The organism is Thalassospira sp. MCCC 1A02491 (assembly GCF_001613785.1).
GTDB classification, from domain to species: domain Bacteria; phylum Pseudomonadota; class Alphaproteobacteria; order Rhodospirillales; family Thalassospiraceae; genus Thalassospira; species Thalassospira povalilytica.
In genome coordinates, this window is the sequence record NZ_LPVX01000005.1 from 101,132 (window position 1) to 117,857 (window position 16,726).

14 protein-coding genes are annotated in these 16,726 nt (G+C 56.4%); 6 read left to right on the forward strand and 8 right to left on the reverse strand.

Annotation, left to right across the window (positions count from 1 at the left end):
* The first annotated feature begins 3 nt into the window (after positions 1 to 3).
* The 3 genes from AUQ42_RS03225 (at position 4) to pssA (ending at position 2,858) form a co-directional block, all read left to right on the forward strand.
* Complete coding sequence (locus AUQ42_RS03225) at positions 4 to 1,122, forward strand: Ig-like domain-containing protein (protein ID WP_068517527.1); 1,119 nt, start codon at positions 4 to 6, stop codon at positions 1,120 to 1,122.
* Between the two features lie 177 nt (positions 1,123 to 1,299).
* Complete coding sequence (locus tag AUQ42_RS03230; protein ID WP_068517643.1) at positions 1,300 to 1,998, forward strand: phosphatidylserine decarboxylase; 699 nt, start codon at positions 1,300 to 1,302, stop codon at positions 1,996 to 1,998.
* Positions 1,998 to 2,858, forward strand: coding sequence for a CDP-diacylglycerol--serine O-phosphatidyltransferase (pssA, locus tag AUQ42_RS03235; RefSeq protein ID WP_068517528.1), 861 nt, complete (start codon positions 1,998 to 2,000; stop codon positions 2,856 to 2,858). The genes AUQ42_RS03230 and pssA overlap by 1 nt, the downstream gene beginning before the upstream one ends.
* Positions 2,859 to 2,978: 120 nt before the next feature.
* Here the strand turns inward: pssA and AUQ42_RS03240 are convergent, their stop codons facing one another.
* From AUQ42_RS03240 to AUQ42_RS03260, 5 genes are all read right to left on the reverse strand, one after another.
* Positions 2,979 to 3,908 carry a hypothetical protein gene (locus AUQ42_RS03240; RefSeq protein WP_068517529.1) on the reverse strand — a complete coding sequence of 310 codons (930 nt, stop codon included), beginning with the start codon at positions 3,906 to 3,908 and terminating at the stop codon, positions 2,979 to 2,981.
* A gap of 89 nt (positions 3,909 to 3,997) precedes the next feature.
* Positions 3,998 to 4,924 (reverse strand): TIGR02285 family protein, encoded by a 927-nt coding sequence (locus tag AUQ42_RS03245; protein WP_082817702.1) that lies wholly within the window; start codon positions 4,922 to 4,924, stop codon positions 3,998 to 4,000.
* Between the two features lie 339 nt (positions 4,925 to 5,263).
* A complete protein-coding gene (locus AUQ42_RS03250) occupies positions 5,264 to 8,467 on the reverse strand; it encodes an efflux RND transporter permease subunit (RefSeq protein ID WP_068517531.1) in 3,204 nt (1,067 codons plus the stop codon).
* Positions 8,468 to 8,490: 23 nt separating this feature from the next.
* Entirely contained in the window at positions 8,491 to 9,663 is a 1,173-nt protein-coding gene (locus AUQ42_RS03255) for an efflux RND transporter periplasmic adaptor subunit (protein ID WP_068517532.1), read from the reverse strand.
* 113 nt (positions 9,664 to 9,776) lie between these two features.
* Positions 9,777 to 10,361: a PadR family transcriptional regulator gene (locus AUQ42_RS03260; RefSeq protein WP_068517533.1), complete on the reverse strand. Its 585-nt coding sequence runs from the start codon at positions 10,359 to 10,361 to the stop codon at positions 9,777 to 9,779.
* A gap of 397 nt (positions 10,362 to 10,758) precedes the next feature.
* Between AUQ42_RS03260 and AUQ42_RS03265 the strand changes: the two genes are divergently transcribed.
* The 3 genes from AUQ42_RS03265 (at position 10,759) to AUQ42_RS03275 (ending at position 14,487) form a co-directional block, all read left to right on the forward strand.
* Positions 10,759 to 12,204, forward strand: a complete 1,446-nt coding sequence (locus AUQ42_RS03265) for an AraC family transcriptional regulator (protein ID WP_082817703.1) — start codon at positions 10,759 to 10,761, stop codon at positions 12,202 to 12,204.
* Complete coding sequence (locus AUQ42_RS15970; protein ID WP_068517534.1) at positions 12,201 to 13,556, forward strand: AraC family transcriptional regulator; 1,356 nt, start codon at positions 12,201 to 12,203, stop codon at positions 13,554 to 13,556. The genes AUQ42_RS03265 and AUQ42_RS15970 overlap by 4 nt, the downstream gene beginning before the upstream one ends.
* 328 nt (positions 13,557 to 13,884) lie before the next feature.
* Positions 13,885 to 14,487 carry an isoprenylcysteine carboxylmethyltransferase family protein gene (locus AUQ42_RS03275; protein WP_231856668.1) on the forward strand — a complete coding sequence of 201 codons (603 nt, stop codon included), beginning with the start codon at positions 13,885 to 13,887 and terminating at the stop codon, positions 14,485 to 14,487.
* A gap of 149 nt (positions 14,488 to 14,636) precedes the next feature.
* Here AUQ42_RS03275 and AUQ42_RS03280 read toward each other — a convergent pair whose 3' ends face one another.
* The 3 genes from AUQ42_RS03280 to queD form a co-directional block, all read right to left on the reverse strand.
* Positions 14,637 to 14,984: a hypothetical protein gene (locus tag AUQ42_RS03280; protein ID WP_068517535.1), complete on the reverse strand. Its 348-nt coding sequence runs from the start codon at positions 14,982 to 14,984 to the stop codon at positions 14,637 to 14,639.
* A gap of 564 nt (positions 14,985 to 15,548) precedes the next feature.
* Positions 15,549 to 16,340 carry a 7-carboxy-7-deazaguanine synthase QueE gene (gene queE, locus AUQ42_RS03290; protein WP_082817704.1) on the reverse strand — a complete coding sequence of 264 codons (792 nt, stop codon included), beginning with the start codon at positions 16,338 to 16,340 and terminating at the stop codon, positions 15,549 to 15,551.
* On the reverse strand, positions 16,337 to 16,693 hold the full coding sequence (gene queD, locus AUQ42_RS03295) for a 6-carboxytetrahydropterin synthase QueD (RefSeq protein WP_068517537.1): 357 nt from the start codon (positions 16,691 to 16,693) through the stop codon (positions 16,337 to 16,339). Before queD ends, queE begins: the two co-directional genes overlap by 4 nt.
* Positions 16,694 to 16,726 lie beyond the last annotated feature (33 nt).

Genomic DNA, 16,726 nt, shown 5'->3' on the forward strand with positions numbered 1-16,726 from the left:
CCGGTGAAACGACCCTATATCCTCGTCATTGTCGGCGTTGTACTGATCATTGCGGCGATTGCGCTGAATTACATGTTGACCCAAAGTGCAGATGAAGACACTGCGCCGGTCACACAGGCGCCCGCGGTTACGACCACAGATACCTCTGAGGTCAAGGCTCCGGAACCGGCAGCATCGCCGGAATCTTCGGCACCGGAAATCACCAATCCAAGTTTTGATGTTGTGCGCATCGGTCCGGATGGCAATGCCGTGATCGCCGGTCGTGCCGCCCCCAACAGCAAGGTCCGCATCCGCGAAGGCGAAGAAGTCATCGGCGAAGCAACAGCTGACGAGCGTGGCGAATGGGTCGTTCTGCCGGGCAAGCCGCTGGCAAGTGGCGACCGCGAACTTTCCCTTGAATCCGAAGATGCCAGCGGCACGGTTGCCAAGGCCGACGACAAGGTCGTGGTGCTGATCCCCGATGCCAAACCCGATGCCGCAACGGCGGACGGCGGATCGGAAGGTAACGCTGAAACGGCGGAAACCAAGGAAGAAAGCGCACCGATCATCGCCCTTAAGGTTCCATCCGAAGGCGACGGTGCCGCAACCGTACTTCAGGGTCCGGCCAAGCTTGAAGAACCCGTCGATGCCAAAAGCGAAGATGTCGGCTCTGACGAACCGGGCATGCCGCGCCTGTCGATTGATGTTGTCGATTATGACGAACAGGGCCGCGTTGCCATGTCGGGCAAGGCTGACATAAACCACAGCGTTCAGGTCTATCTTGATAACCAGCATGTCGGGACCGCCCCCGCCGATGAAAACGGTAACTGGGCGCTGACCATTGGCGAGCCGATCGAACCGGGCAATTACACCATGCGTGCCGATCAGCTTGATGATACCGGCAAGGTGACCGCGCGTGTTGAAATTCCGTTTGAACGTGCACGTCCTGATGAAATTCTTGAGCCGGGATCACGCTATGTCGTTCAGCCGGGCAACAGCCTGTGGCGCATTGCACGGCGCACCTATGGTGACGGTTTGAAATACTGGGTGATCTATCACCAGAACCGCAAGCAGATCCGCGATCCTGACCTGATCTATCCGGGCCAGATTTTCGCCCTGCCCAACGAAGAAAAAGCTCAGTAAGCATCGCTTTTCTTTTCGAGGCGCAAAACACATGATAAGTGTGTTTTGCGCCTTTCGATTTTTTGGCGAACAGTTTTGTCGGGTTGCGTTGCCCTTTGTCATCACTAGATGCTAAGAACGCGCCCGCATGATACCGATGGTATCGATTTGATATGCCCGATCCATGGCAACCAGGGAATTAAGACTTTGAAATCCGTTCTTGTACCGATCAATCCTGAAGGCTGGAAATTCGTTGCGATTTTCGCGGCAATTACTGTGGGCTTGTTCCTGATTGCGGAACCATTGGGCTGGATCGGCGTGATCCTGACGCTGTGGTGTGCCTATTTCTTCCGTGATCCGGACCGCATCACCCCGACCGACGAAAATCTGGTGATTTCGCCGGCAGACGGGCGTGTCTGCATGATTTCGCAGGCGCCGTTGCCCAAGGAACTGGAACTTGACGACAAGACCCCGCGCACCCGCGTTTCGATCTTCATGAACGTTTTCAATGTCCATGTGAACCGTTGCCCGGTGAATGGCGAAGTCGTTGGCGAGGCCTATGTTCCGGGCAAATTCGTCAATGCCGAACTCGACAAGGCATCGGAAAACAACGAACGCCAGATCCTGCTTGTCCGTGACAAGGAAGGCCGCGAATTCGGTGTTGTCCAGATCGCAGGTCTGGTCGCGCGTCGTATTCTGTGTGATGTCGGTACCGGATCCCAGCTTAAGGCTGGCGAGCGTTTCGGCCTGATCCGCTTTGGCTCGCGCGTTGATGTCTATCTGCCCGAAGGTGTGTCGCCGAACGTGATTGTCGGTCAGACCACGATTGCCGGTGAAACTGTTCTTGCCGATGTTTCGGTCAAGGGCAAGGAAGCCGCCGTCGGGGAGATCCGCTAATGGCTGGCGGCATCGAACCGACCCGTCGTCCGCGTCGTTTCAAGGCGATGTCGCTTACGCGGCTGGTGCCCAATGTGGCGACGATCATGGGTATGTGTGCCGGTTTGACCTCGATCCGCTTTGCGATGCAGGATCGGTGGGAAGCCGCGGTTGCCGCCATTCTGATTGCCGGGATCATTGACGGCCTTGATGGCCGTCTGGCCCGGATGCTTAACGCGTCAAGCCGCTTTGGCGGCGAACTCGACAGCCTGTCGGACTTTGTCTGCTTTGGCGTTGCACCGGCGATGATGCTGTATTTCTGGTCGCTCCATGAATTCGGTGGCATCGGCTGGGCTTTGTCGCTGCTGTTTGCGGTTTGCATGATGCTGCGTCTGGCACGGTTTAACACCCAGATGCTGGGTGAACCGGAACTGCCGACCTGGGCTTATCGCTTCTTTACCGGGGTTCCGGCCCCGGCGGCAGCCGCCCTTGCCATGTGGCCGATTGTCCTGACCTTCCAGTTTGGCGAAGGCATCTTTGACAGCCCCTATATCGTTGCACCTTATGGTGTTCTGATTGCCGGTCTGATGGTGTCGCGCCTGCCGACCTTCAGCTTCAAGAAGGTCAAGGTCCCGCGCGCATGGGTATTGCCGTTGATGCTGGCCTTCGGGGCGTCGGTGGCGTTTCTGGTGTCCTCGCCGTGGCTGACGCTTTCGGCGATTGCCGCGATCTATTTCATCACCTTCCCGCTATCCTATCGTTCCTATCGCCGCATGGGTGTCGAACATCAGCAGGAACAGGATACCCCGGACGAAGAAGATGACGATGGCGAACCCGATGACGATCCCGACGAGGGGCTTAATCGCGTCCATCAGAACTGATCCGAATTGATCCGCAAAAAGCCGACAGTCTTGTCGGCTTTTTTTGTTTGTGACGGCTGGGAAGGTTGTGCTGACTGTGGGAAGGCGGAAACGTATCGGGACGCAAAGGCGTCATCCGCCTTACTGATCAATCACCTGTGACAGGCTTGAACCGGGTGCGCGTTGATAGTTGCGCAGTTTCTGCTGATAGCGGATCTGGTCCTGTTCGGACAGCGACGAGGCATAAAACCGGGTCCAGGGCATGTCGGGATTGTCTTTGACCAGGGTATTGATCGCGGCAACAATCGCATCACCGACCACGGTTTTGCTGCATGCAATCGATGCCGGCATCAGATGGTCATTGCCCGCGATATGCCAGCTTGAAAAGATTTCACCGGGCAGTTTGGTGCGGCGGTAATATTCTGCTTCGGCGGGCAGATACAGCGTCCAGTCCAGCCGGCCAAGCGCAATAAGTTGCAAGAAATTGGCGTCATTGCCAATAAAGCTTAGGCCCGGATTGTTGATGTTTCGCCGCAGGATCGCGTCAATCGTTGCCCCGTAGGAACGCTGCGAGCGCAAGGCACCATTAAGCTTGCCAAACGTGATCATGCGTTCAAGATCGATTTCCCCGTCCGGATTGAGAAACGGCTTGATCTGTTCTTCGCGGTGCGGGTTTGTGATCAGGCTGACTGGAAGATGCGGCAGTACCGCTTCGCTGAAATGCAGGAACTTTTTGCGTTCTTCGGTCGGGTTCATACCGATATTGCAATAGGTGCCCGGCCCGGTAATGGTTTTGACCAGCCGGGGCAGGGGAATGATTTCCTTTTGATGCTGATAGTCGGGAAGGCGGGCAGCAAACCAGTCCAGAATGTCCACCCCGTAACCGACAATCGCCCCGTCCTTTTCAAGCATCGCGGGCGGCAGGGGTGTCAGCGCCCAGGTGACGGGTTGTTTGGTCTGGGCATGAGCGGTCATTCCCGCCCCGACCAAGGTCAGGCAGATTGCCAAAAACAGCACAGCAAAACTGGATCGCGCAACCCGGCGCACATGACGGTTCCCGATGGGGCGCATTATCATTTCTCCCCGTTCAAGCAGGAAATTCAACTGCTTACTTATAAGGGAATTCGGGGCGCTAAATGCAAATATTTATTGGTAAAATTCTATTTTTCCGGCCGGTGATGATATTGCAGCCGGGCTTCGAACTGGTTGGGATTGATGAACTGGTCGCGTGCGGCCTTGAACCAGTCGCGGTCCTGCGGGCTTAGCCATTCGGCATAGAAATCGGTCCAGGGCATGGACGGGTGGTCATCGATAATTCTGTTGATTTCGGCAATGGCTTTGCGCCCGGCCGGGGTGTTGGCACAGCCGATGGTCGCTTCGAGCAAGGTGGTGCTGCCGGCAATCGGAAGCGCCTTGATTTTTAGGTCCGGGGTCTGGTCGCGGCGGTAAAATTCGGCCTCGGACGGGAAATACAGCGTCCAATCAATGCGATGAAGTTCGAGCATGCGCAGGAATTTGGTGTCATCGGCGACCTGCATGACATGGACATCATTGCGATGGGCCATCAATTGTTTGTCGACCTGGGTGCCATAGGCCCGGCCGATGCGGATGGCCGTCGTAAGATGCTGATCCGATACAAGACGCGACAGTTCGACATGGCCGGCATCATCAAGATAGGGCGCAAACAGGTCCTGGTCTTCGACCCGGATGACAACCGAAATCGGCAGATGCAAAAGGATCGTCTTGGCAAAGGTAATATATTCGCGGCGTTCCGGGGTGGGGATCAGGGTCGCCGAACAGCGCAATTCGCCATCGCCGCTTTTCATTTCGGCCAGCAACCGTGCAAGCGGTACTTGCAGGATTTCGTGATGATAGTGCGGAAGACGCTGGGCAAACCAGTTCTGGGTATCGGCGGCGTATCCGGTCAGTTCGTCCTGATCTGTGATAAAGGCCGGGGCAAAGGGCGGCACAGCCCATGTGAATGTCGGACTGTTTTGCGCCCGAACATCACCGGATGCCAGCAATATGCACAGCCATGCTCCAGCCAGCAGGCACAAGCTGGTCGGGCCGAGTTTACCCCTCGCCATTGCAATCCCCTGTTCCCGATTACGAATTCTTTTTTGTATTTTGTTTAACGATACACGCAACTTCCTTAGCAAAGTGTGTATTAGCTTTGCCCGGCATTGCATTGCAATAACGGCCTGTCTACGCCTTTTGTCGAAGGCAGAACCCTGATTGCACGTGTGAATTCGTTTATACGTATATTTCGATATATTGTCTTGAAGGCAAATGGTTAGGGTCCCTGTTTTCTTGGCCGGAAAATAAATCACCAAAATAAGTCACCAAATAAATCACCGGCCCCCGGGGAAGGGGGCCGGTGTAACCGCGCGGCGGGGTCGGGGGAAAAAGTCGCGCGGCTATGCTGATCAGGCCGTCGGGCCGGACTGATTTTTGGGACCACGACCAAGCCAGGTCGCACTGACCGATTTCACCCACGGGCCAAGATGGCGGAACTTGCCGCCAAGCTTGTGACGCATCATCAATGCGCAGGGCGTAAAGATCAGGGTCAGGGCCGTGGCAAAGGCCAGACCGAATGCAATCGAGGTCGAAAGCTGTACCCACCACTGGGTTGACGGTGCGCCGATTGAAACATCGCGGGCGGCAAAGTCGATATTGATCTGAAGCACCATCGGCACCAGACCAAGAATGGTGGTCACCGTGGTCAGCATCACCGGGCGCAAACGCTGTGCACCGGTTTGCAGGATGGCGGCCTCGATGCTTCCGGCGGTGTGTTTAAGCCGGTCAAAGGTATCGATCAGAACGATATTGTTGTTCACAACAATCCCGGCCAGTGCGACGACGCCAATCCCGTTCATCACGATCGAGAAGGCCTGCCCGGTGATCATAAGCCCCAGGAACACACCCGCCGTCGACATGATGATCGCGATCATGATCAGAAGCGAGCTCGAGATGCTGTTGAACTGCGTTACCAGAATGATGAACATGATGAACAGCGCGACCGTAAAGGCATTCATCAGGAAGTCCGCAGACTTTTTCTGTTCTTCGTCCTGTCCCTTGAATTCGACCGAAATCCGCGGATCGATATCAAGCGTCTTCATCCATTCCTTGACCTCGCCCAGTTTGGTATCAACCAGCACCCCGTCCTGAACGTCGGCCTTGACGGTCAATGCACGGCGGCTGTCCACACGGGTCAGGGTCCCGGTTTTGGGTTTGGGAGTACGTGTGATGAAGTTCGACAGCGGCACCAAACCCTTGTCGGTCACGATCTGAAGGTTTTCAAGTTCATCAAGCGATCGGTACTGCGCGGGATAGCGCCCGACAATATCGATTTCCTCGGTTGAATCGTCCGGACGATAGGTCGAGAAATTGATGCCGTTGGTCACCAGTTTGACGACATTGCCGATCTGGTTGATATCGGCCCCGAATTTAAGCGCCTGGGCACGGTCAACCGTATATTCCCAGTCAATGCCCGGGGGCGATTTGCCGTCTTCGAAGTTATACATGCCGCCCATTTCCTGCAAACCGTTGACCAGCATGGTCGCGGTTTCATCCAGAAGTTCGGGATAGAAGGAACGCAGCTGTATCTGGATGTCCTTGCCCTGGGGCGGACCTGCTTCCTGGGCGCGGACTTCGACATGAATCCCGGCAAGATCGGCCGTTTCGGCCAGAATGCGTTTTTCGATCTCGGTTGCCTTGGGGCGGTTCTGCCAGTCGGCATATTCAAGCTGCACGACACCGATCACATCTTCGGACGCCTCATTACCACCGGCATTCTTGCCCGACCGGGCATAGACCGTATCAAACCAGTGTTCGCCTTCGTGACGGGCATCAAGGTCAAGAATGCGGTCCTCGACTTCCTTGAGCAACGCATCCTGTTCATAATAGGACAGGTTGCCGCGCGCACGGACCTGGACAACGGCGACTTCCGGTTCAACCGCCGGGAAGAATTCAACACCCTTGCCCAGCACGCCAAACGCACCCCAGACGACGATCAGAATGACAAAGGCCGCAGGCACCACCAGCCAATAGAAGCGAAGCGATGTCCTGAGCATCCGGACATAAAGCCCGGTGCCGCCCTTGACCTTGTGAATGTCATCGGCATGGTCGGCAGCAATGGCTTCTAGGCTTTCATTGCTTTCACTGCCCGGTTTGCCAAACCATGCCCCGACCGTCGGGACAAAGATCAGCGCCATGACAAGCGATGCCGACAGGGTAAACAGAACCGTAATCGGCAGGAATTTCATGAATTCGCCAACGATATCGGGCCAGAATGCCAGCGGCAGGAAGGCGGCAAGCGTGGTGGCGGTCGATGCAATGATCGGCAATGCCATGCGTTTTGCCGCAAGCGGATAGGCTTCCTTGCGATGCAGGCCGTCAATCATTTTGCGATCGGCATATTCGGTGACAACAATGGCGCCATCCACCAGCATCCCGACCGCAAGGATCAGGCTGAACAGAACGACGATATTGACCGTCATGCCCAGCGCCCAAAGGATCAGGATCGCCGTCAGGAATGACCCCGGAATGGCCAGCCCGACCAGAAGTCCCGACCGCCAGCCCAGCGACCAGATCACCACCACCATCACCAGCAGGATCGCCAGGATCACACTGTTCTGAAGATCGGTCAGCATGGTGCGGATGTCAGATGACTTGTCCTGTGAATAGCTGACCGTTAGGTTGGGCGGAAAGGCTTGCTGTGCCTCGGCTGTGGTGGTCTTGATCGCATCGATGACCTCGATGATGTTTTCACCGACACGTTTGGAAACCTCGATCGCGATTGCCGGTTCGCCATTCAGACGGGCAAAGCTTTCGGCATCCTTGAAGGTCCGGCGCACATCGCCGATATCGCGGAACCGGATGACGGAATCCCCGTCAACAATCAGCGGCATGTCAAGAATGTCGGACACGCTTTCAAACAGGCCGGGCACCTTGATGTTGAACCGTCCGGTGCCGGTATCGACCGCACCGGCGGCAACAAGCGCGTTGGAATTGCGCACCAGCGATACGATATCGATGCCGTTCAGGCGATAGGCCTCGACCTTCATCGGGTCGATGACAAATTCGACAAGTTCTTCGCGGTCACCGGCAAGATTGGCTTCGAGAACCGCCGGGATGCCTTCGATTGAATCCTTAAGGTCACGGGCTATGCGCAGAAGCGCACGTTCGGGCACATCCCCCGAAAGGGTCACGACTAGAACCGGGAACAGCGACAGGTTCACTTCGTGAACTTCGGGATCGTCGGTATCTTCTGGCAGTTCGGATTTGGCGATATCGACCCGTTCGCGGACATCTGCCAATGCCTCGTCGATTTCAACATCGGAATAGAATTCAAGCGTCACCGATGCCCCGTCCTGATAGGACTGGGAACTCATTTCCTTGACACCTTCGATCGAACGCAATTCCTGCTCCATCGGGCGCAGCAACAGCCGTTCGGCATCTTCGGGCGAAACGCCGTCATGATGCATGGTGACATAAAGAACCGGGATCTGGACGTCCGGATCGGCTTCTTTCGGGATGGTGTTATAGCCAACCCAGCCCGCCGCCAGCAGCAGGATCAGAACAAGGATGACGGTTCGCGACCTGTTTAACGCGTGATCAATCAGGGACATTTTCTATCTCCTCATGCACGCGCTTATTGCGCGGTCCGTTCCGAAAGTGTCGTGGCGGTATCGGCATTTCCGGTCGCGGATGCCGCCGCCGGTGCCGGTGCAATCGGAAGACCGTTTTCATCGGTTTCCAGATGCACGACATCGACAATCGCACCTTCCTTGACCCAGTCATGGCCAACCACGATCAGCTCGAACTCCTGGGGCAGGCCGCCGATCCAGACGCGGTCACGCGATCCGCCCTGCAATTCTGCGGGCAGGAAGACGACCTTGTTGCCGTCGGTCACGGCCCGCACACCAAGTTCACCGGCATCATTAAGGGTCAGAACCGATGGCAAAACCTGATGGGCGCGTTTGGTGCCGACCGGGATTTGCAGTTCGGCCGTCATGCCGTCAGGGATATGCTGATCGCGATTGTCGATTTCGACTTCGACCCGGAATGTGCGGGTATTGTTGTCAGAAACCCGCGCGGTATAGCGCACAATGCCATCATGACGGGTGCCGTCATAAAGCGTCACACTGGCAAGCTGGCCCAGTTCGATGGCACCGATCGAATGTTCGGGAACCTGTGCAACCACCAGCATCGGGTCTGTCTGGATCAGGGTCGCAACCGCATCGCCAATCGACAAAAGATCGCCGACCTCGGCCGGGCGCGTTTCGACGATACCGTCAAATGGCGCGCGGATTTCGGTATTGTTCAGCTCGGTCCGTGCAATGGTCAGATCGGCCTTGGCTTCTTCAAGCAATGCCAAAGTCTGGGCAACACCGGTTTTGGAGCGATAGTTCTTTTCGGCCAGACTTTTGGCCGCCGAATGTTCAAGTTCGCGCTGGGCGACAAGGGCGCGCGCCTTTTCGACCCGTGCCAGCCGGTCATCAACGGCAAGTTTTGCAATCAGGTCGCCCTTTTTGACAGCCTGGCCTTTGGTGGCGCCGATTTCGATCACGCGGGCTTCGGTTTCTGCGCGGATATCAACGGAAATGACCGCTTCGGTCCGCCCGGAAATGCGCAGATAATCGACATGATCGACCGCCATGCTGGTAATGGTGCGGACAGAGGCACGCGGTTTTGCGGTTTCCTCGGTCGCGTGTTGTTCGGACGGGTTTGCGGCCTCTGCGGAATCTTCACCGAGATAGGCGCTGCCGATCCAAATAACGGTCCCCAAGACCAGTAAAATTGCGATCAGGCGTGAAGCGTTCATGTTCTTGTTCCCTCAAATATTCCGGTGACGGAATGCGTCCTTGGCACTTGGCAGGCACGTCTTTTTGCGTCAATTCGCAGCAGGTCAGGCTGTTTCCCGATCACATATGGCGATCAGGGTTTCCGCGCCTTGAAGTTTCGCAATTCATCAAGCAGGCCCTGTTTGTTTTCCCGGATGAATTTCAACGTCGCGTCGCACATCGCCTGTCCCAGTCCGGCAACAAAACAGCATCCCGGCTTGGGATTGCCATTTTCATCACGGCCATAAGTTGACGGGCTTCCTTGCTTGTCTTCGTTGTCCGGATCGATCTGGTGGCTCATCAATTCATGACGGGCCGCAAATTCATCAATCAGGGCTTCGGTCAATTCGATCGGCATTTCTTCGGCAAAGGTCAGCATGAACAGAATGTCCGAACGATAGCGATCCTCGGCCGGGCGTGTTTGCAACAGGGTGCGCAGGAATGTCCGTCGGCCTTCCTGGGTCAGTTGATAGACCTTCTTGTCCGGGCGGTTTTCCTGTTCATGTTCGACAAACGTAACCAGGCCATCCTGCGTCAGTTTGGTCAGGGCCGGATAGATCGAGCCAAGGGATGCGATTTGAAAATGGCTGAAAGTGCCATCCTCGAACATCTTGCGAATTTCATATCCCGTTGCCTCGCCACCCATCAGGGCGCCCAGACAGAGTGTGCGTACGTCCATCTTCTGTTCTGTGTCCTTGTTTCTTCCCCCGGACTGATCACGACATGGCGGGGGAAGGTGCCAAAATCGTTATATCAGTCCGATATATGTCGGACTATCATATATCAGTTCGATACAGTCAATCGAATATGATAGAAATTTTTATGACACGGACTCTACCTGGACGATTGGTGCGGGCGATCTGTTACATAACAGGATCGCGCATCAACCAGCCGCATCGGGTCGGTGTCTGTTCGGGAATGTGACGCAAAGCGGTGTGCGATGCGTCCGTCTGTGCATAGTCGGACGCCTTTTGTGTCCGATTGTGTCTATTGAAACGATATAGTCGGTTTGTGCGGTAAGCTTGCGCCAAACCCGAATAACAGCAGACCGCAGTAAAGATCAGGAGCACACCGGAATGACCGGTTGGACGGAATATATAAGTATCACCGTGGCCGTCGTTGGATTGATACAGGCAGTTTTCCTGTGTCTTATTCTGCGTTCGGAAGGTGCGCGTGCCTTCGGGGCGAACCGCTGGATGATGATTTTCATCTTTGCGATTGCCTGCAACCTGATCGAAGACGTTATCGAACATTTTGTCTCCCCCGATGTGGATCGGGCGCTTGAACTGTTTTTCGGTCCGATCAATTTTGTCATCGCCCCGGCGATCTATCTTTATTTCCGCGAAATTTCGGGCAAGCCATCGCGGCGGCCATGGATCCATGCGATTTTGCCGATGGTGGTGTTCAACCTGATTGCCTGGATCATCACCCATGATGGCGGGCGGACCATTGCCCTTGATGGTGGCTATACGGTGCGGCAACTGATTGCCGTGTTCTGCTGGACGGCGATTTTTGTCCAGATATCACTTTATATTGCGCTGCTGTGGCGTGTCGCATGCCGCTATTTCCAGCAAACCCAGGAACAGCTCGGGGCTGACCGTGATCTGATGCGGCGCTGGATCGGGGTTATTCTTGGCGGATTGACGCTTGTTTTTGTCACGGTCGCGATTGGCAAGATTGTGGGGCTTTATCTGCCGCGCAGTACCGAAATGTTCGGCACTGAAATGGCCTTTGTCGCGGTTCTGTTTGCCATGACATATGAAATCGCCACAAGACCGGCGCTGTTTGTGATGGCCGACTGGCCATCCGATACCGATATCGATGATGCCGATGAAGGACCTGTCATCATCCGTCAGGACCGCTTCTTGCGATCAAACCATCCCAATCCGGTTCTGGCATCGACACAGGTATCGCCATCGGCACCTGCATCGGAACAGGGGCAGACCGCCCGAAAAACCGATGGCCCGGTCACCAACCCGGTCACAAGCCCAGTGCGTCCGCTTCTTGATGAGGAGGGGCTGACACGCGCCATTGCCCAGTTAACGGACATTCAAAATCGCGGTGACATATTGCTTGATCCGCTGGTTTCCCTGCCAAAGCTTGCGCGTGCGGTCGGGGTGACCCCAAATCAGCTGTCCTATGTTCTGAACCATCATATCGGGCAAAGCTTCTTTGATTTCGTCAATGCGGCGCGCATCGCCGAAGCGCGGTCTGTTTTGTTGCTCGAACCGGATCGCACCATTCTTGATATCGCGCTGAGTGTCGGGTTCAATTCGAAATCGACCTTTAATCTGGCCTTCAAGAAAATCACCGGCGAAACGCCAAGTGCATTTCGCGAAGCCGGGCGCGACAATGCTGTTGCGTCTCCCGCGGATCAGCCCCTCGATCAACCGGCTGATCAGCCAGCCGCGACCAAGATTGCCGCGTCACTGGCCCAAAAGGCGGCCGTGCTTGCCAATCCCGGTTCCGGCCCCAATCCTGGCAACGGGGGCACAGCACAAGGTGCAGTTGGCAAATCATGAGCAACGGGGTGCTGGATTATCTTGATGTGACAATTGCCGTGGTCGGGCTGTTGCAGGGCGGGTTTTTGTGCCTTTTGCTCAGATCCGAAGGCGTGCGCGCACTTGCCGCCAACCGGTGGATGATGCTGTTTCTGTGTTGCCTGATGCTCAATCTTCTGGCCGATGTTGGCGACACATTCGGATCCGATCAGGTGCAGGACCTGATTGTTCTGTTTTTCTTTCCATCCAATTTCGTGATTGGTCCGGCGATCTATCTTTATTTCCGGGAACTGTCCGGAACGCCGGATCGTCGTGCGTGGGTGCATTTTGTTCCGGCCGCGGTGATTTTCAATCTGCTGGCCTGGCTGTTCACCATTGATGGTTTCGGGGCGGTTCCGGCGACAAACGAACAGTCGGTGATTGTTGAAACGGTCAAGGCGGTGTGCTGGTTGGCGATTTTTGTGCAGGCGGCGTTTTATATCCATCGCCTGTGGCGGTTGTCAGAAACCTATTTCCGTCAGACCCAGCAACAGCTTGGCGCAGACCGCCGGGCCATGCGGCGCTGGATTGCCGTCATTCTGGGCGGTGTTTGCCTGATTTTCGTGACCGTCCTGTTGAGCCGCATCATCGCGTTTTACATTCCTGAACCCATGGCAATGACCGGGACCGGCCTTGCCTTTGTGCTGGTTCTGTTTGCCATGACCTATGTGATTGCCACCAGACCGGCGCTGTTTGTCATGGCCGACTGGCCCGATGGTGACGCAGGCAAAACCGCATCTGCACGCGCAACCACACCAGCAATCCCCGCAACCACCGGCCGGGCACAAGCCGCATCGCCAAACCCGGATGATAATCAGGGCGATGACGCCGGGGATGAGGTGCGTGACAGCCCGGATGCTGGCCTGCATGGTGGCCTGAATGGTGGCCTGAATGGTGGCCTGACTGGTGGACCGGAACGTGCGACGGCATCTGACGTCCGGCCGACACCTTTGGACGCCGCACGGTCGCTGCTTGATGATGACGGGGTGGAACGCGCACTTGCCAAGCTGGCCGATATCCGGGCACGGCGGGAATTGTTGCTTGATCCGCTGGTATCCTTGCCAAAGCTTGCCCGTGCGGTCGGGGTGTCACCCAATCAGCTTTCCTATGTTCTGAACCGGCATCTGGGGCAGAATTTCTTTGATTTCGTCAATCAGACCCGGATCGAAGAAGCCCGTGCAGTGCTTGTGCTGGAACCGGAAAGAACGATCCTTGATATCGCGCTGAGCGTCGGGTTCAATTCCAAATCGACCTTTAATCTGGCATTCCGGAAATTTACCGGCGAAACGCCAAGTGCGGTGCGCGATGCCGTTTTGAACAACACCGCCGGATAACGCTGTCCGCCCCAAAAAAGGCGGCGGTGATGTTGGCGGGGAAATCCGCAGTCAACGCCATTGCCTGCGACCGAACCGGCATCCGAACGACCGGATACGCAGCACCGGACGCCAGATGGACCGGGCAGGGGATAGGGATTCTGTGTCACAAATTTACAGGAGCCCGCAAATGTCCCCGGCATCATTTTACCCGCCGTCATTTTCCCCGGTCACAACCGACGCATGCGCACAAGCCTTGTCGTGCCAAACGCCATTGCCGTTACCACCCATTGCCCGCTGCGATGCCCATCACCGCGAAATGACAAACCGATCCGCCGGGGACGCCGATTTGCAACGTCTTCAGCGCCGGCGCAAAAAAGTGATCCGGGTCGGGATTGGCGGGCTTTTGCTGCTTGTGTTGCTCAGCCGGTCTGTCCTTCCGGTGGACAGTCCCGCCCATGACGGGGTCGAGGCCATCGGCCTTGCGGCCATTGCGATCTGTATTTTCGGGCGGGGGTGGTGTTCGCTTTATATTGGTGGACGCAAAAAGACCGAGCTGGTGACAACCGGCCCTTATTCGATATGTCGCAATCCGCTGTATCTTTTCAGCATCATCGGCGCGTTTGGCATTGGTGCTCAGACCGGAAGCCTTGTGATCGCGGTGCTGTTTGCGATTTTGTGCTGGCTGGTATTTCGGGCGGTTGTCCTGCGCGAAGAAGCCCATCTTGCCGCCCGGTTCGGGGTTGCATTCACGCGCTATAAAAACCTTGTGCCGCGGTTTCGCCCGACCTGGCATCGCTGGCGTGACGAGGCCGATCTGGTGTGTCGGCCATCGCTTTTTCTAACGACCACGCGCGATGCGCTTTGGTTCTTGATGGCAATACCGGTGTTTGAAGGGATCAAGGTTTTGCAGGATCACGGCTGGATCGTGCCGGTCATTCATGTGCCCTAGGGGGAGGGCGGTTTTGGACCGGTAAAGTCCGAAAACTCGGAAAAAGGCCAGAAATGACTGTGAAAAATCAGCCGGGATGCGCCGGGACGCGATGGCGCAGTTTTCAATGATGATGGCGATGGCGCGATAGGCTGTATCGTGCGGGCGTGTTACGCCGCGTCATTTTCGGGCAATCCGCCAAATGATTTGATCATCTTGTTGCGTTCATCTTCGCGCAGCGGATCGGAATCAAGGGCCAGGGCCGCCTCAAGGTCACGCGGATTGACCGTCAGGACCTTTTCGCCCTGATCCTGCTTTCCGGTGCGCCTGGTGTCGCCATCCGACCAAAGATGCAGGTGGCATTCCAGTTTGATATAGCTGCGCGTTGCGGCCTCTGTATCAAGCTTTTCAAGTGTATCGACGTCATATTCACCCGCCGGCAGCAATCCGTCATGGCAGGACAGATGGAACGGATGAAAGAACGTCACCGTACGATGGGTTGTGCGGGTAATGCTCATGATCATGGCTCCTTCGAGCATCCGGAAGATGACCGCGTGCGGGGCTGATCTGGTTTTTATTGTGAATGCGCCCCCTTGCGGGCGATCAGGGTCCGGCAATGAAACCGGGTGCTTTGACCGTCCGGCTGCTCAAACCGTCGGGCTGATGATAAAGCACCTGCAAGACCCGCGCACCGTTCCGGCACAACCGGGCTTGCATATTATATATGGTATGGTGATTGCCAAAACGCAAATTGGCGCTGTGGTGTTGCCAAGCCAAGGCCAAAGCCAAAGCCAAAGCCCCAAGTTCCGAGCTCCAAGCTAGGCCTGCGCCCAACAAGCCCCAAGCTACGCCTCGCTGGGCCACGCCTACGCCCAAGCCCACGCCCCAAGCACGACGCATCATGCCCGATGCTGATGCCTCCGCCATCGTTTGCTGAGGTTCAGCAAGTGGCCCATGTGCCGTATGCCGTGTCTGTGTATCCAGTGCCAAGTGACAGATGCCAAGTGACAAGTTGCTGGGCTTGGTGTGCCGGATGGATTGTGCCGTTTGCGGCCACAGCACGCCCGGTACAAGTTGTCGGCTTACACCCCGCGCAGATTGCCCCAGACATGGACATGCCATTGCGGCAGAACACGGACATCAAACCACCGGCGTCTGGCGATTTCATCGACCAGCCAGCGATAGCGTGCGGTCAGGTCCTCGATATCAACGCCGTCTTTGCCATCCGGATGCGGTTCGGCGGGGGTTGTGTTGACCGGCTGCACACAGACCGGAATGCCAATGTGAAGGTTCCTCACATAATCGGCAAACATCAGGTCGGCCTCGTCACGGACCGGGAATTTCAACGTGATTGCAGGACCATCCAGCATCCCGCGGGACTGGGCAGCTTCAATGCAGGCAGCCAGGGCATCGGCATCAAAACTGGTTGAGGCGCTGGGCGGTTTCGGGCTGATCGTCAGGTAATTAAGGTCGGCAAACCAGTCCTTGGCGATGCTGCCCTGGGTTTCGATGGCAAAGGTGAAGCCTTCTTGCTTGCCTAGGGCAATCAGTGCGCCCAATGGCTGGATCGCGGGGTTGCCACCCGACAGGGTGATCAGGATCGGCTTGCCACCCGAAAGCTTTTTGACCGCGTCCAGAACCTCGGCCGCAGTCATCGGTTTCCAGTCGGCCCGAAAGGCCGGATCAACCGCATAAAGCGTATCGCACCAGGAACAGCGAAAATCACAGCCACCGGTGCGCACAAATACGGTCGGCACCCCGATCAGTGCGCCTTCGCCCTGCACGGTCGGGCCGAAAATCTCGGATATGCGGATTTTGCCGCGATGCTCGGCCGGGTCCGACATGGCTGCCAGATTGCGATCAATCACCGTCATGGACGATATTCCGCCCAGGTTTTCGGTGTTTCGGAAACCCGCACGGCGCTGACTTCGGGCCAGCGATCATGCGCCCATTCATAAAAGAACAGGGCAAGCTTTTCGGCGGTCGGGTGATCATGGCCCAGAACTTCGTTCAGGTGACGATGATCAAATTCATCATCAATCAGACGTTTAAGCGGCCCGAGTTCACGGTAATCGCGCACAAAGCCGCGGGCATCGAGGTTTGCGCCTTTAAGCTCGACCTCGACGATATAGTTATGGCCATGCAGGCGCGAACAGGGGTGATCGGCTTCCAGCCCGGCCAGTTGGTGGCTGGCGGAAAAGGCGAATTGTTTGGTGATGGTGAACATCAATCTGTCTTTCATGGCGCGACAGGCCGGGTG

Bases quoted from the DNA above. Each gene is read 5' to 3' on its own strand.
- pssA (WP_068517528.1), top strand. From the start codon at position 1,998: ATGGCTGGCGGCATCGAACCGACCCGTCGTCCGCGTCGTTTCAAGGCG.
- AUQ42_RS03240 (WP_068517529.1), bottom strand. From the start codon at position 3,908: ATGCGCCCCATCGGGAACCGTCATGTGCGCCGGGTTGCGCGATCCAGT.
- AUQ42_RS03245 (WP_082817702.1), bottom strand. From the start codon at position 4,924: ATGGCGAGGGGTAAACTCGGCCCGACCAGCTTGTGCCTGCTGGCTGGA.
- AUQ42_RS03250 (WP_068517531.1), bottom strand. From the start codon at position 8,467: ATGTCCCTGATTGATCACGCGTTAAACAGGTCGCGAACCGTCATCCTT.
- AUQ42_RS03255 (WP_068517532.1), bottom strand. From the start codon at position 9,663: ATGAACGCTTCACGCCTGATCGCAATTTTACTGGTCTTGGGGACCGTT.
- AUQ42_RS03260 (WP_068517533.1), bottom strand. From the start codon at position 10,361: ATGGACGTACGCACACTCTGTCTGGGCGCCCTGATGGGTGGCGAGGCA.
- AUQ42_RS03265 (WP_082817703.1), top strand. From the start codon at position 10,759: ATGACCGGTTGGACGGAATATATAAGTATCACCGTGGCCGTCGTTGGA.
- AUQ42_RS15970 (WP_068517534.1), top strand. From the start codon at position 12,201: ATGAGCAACGGGGTGCTGGATTATCTTGATGTGACAATTGCCGTGGTC.
- AUQ42_RS03280 (WP_068517535.1), bottom strand. From the start codon at position 14,984: ATGAGCATTACCCGCACAACCCATCGTACGGTGACGTTCTTTCATCCG.
- queE (WP_082817704.1), bottom strand. From the start codon at position 16,340: ATGACGGTGATTGATCGCAATCTGGCAGCCATGTCGGACCCGGCCGAG.
- queD (WP_068517537.1), bottom strand. From the start codon at position 16,693: ATGTTCACCATCACCAAACAATTCGCCTTTTCCGCCAGCCACCAACTG.